At 37.2% G+C, this 344-nt stretch carries 1 pseudogene; it reads left to right on the top strand.

The window, feature by feature from the left end:
- Positions 1 to 344 (top strand): annotated as a pseudogene (locus GNY06_RS01565) (DDE-type integrase/transposase/recombinase); the annotation flags it as partial.

Raw genomic sequence — 344 nt, 5'->3', positions numbered from 1 at the left:
ATCCTGGATATTTAGGAGCTCAAGACACTTATTACGTAGGCAATATCAAAGGAGTTGGACATATTTATCAACAAACTTTTATTGACACGTATTCCAAAGTAGTATTAGCAAAACTATATGACCGTAAGAATGCTCTTATTGCTGCTGACATGCTTAATGATCAGGTAGTCCCTTTCTTTGAGCAGCAGGAACTTCGTTTACTCAGAATTTTAACAGTCAGAGGAACGGAATACTGTGGAATAAGAGAACAGCATGAATACCAGCTTTATTTAGCCATTGAAGATATTGATCACACAAAGACCAAGGCTAAAAGTCCTCAGACCAATGGCATTTGTGAACGTTTT

Origin of the sequence: Elizabethkingia argenteiflava (assembly GCF_009904105.1) — a bacterium.
Taxonomy (GTDB): Bacteria; Bacteroidota; Bacteroidia; order Flavobacteriales; family Weeksellaceae; genus Elizabethkingia; species Elizabethkingia argenteiflava.
The sequence above is the reverse complement of the archived record's forward strand: the minus strand, read 5'-3'. Positions and strand labels throughout refer to the sequence as shown.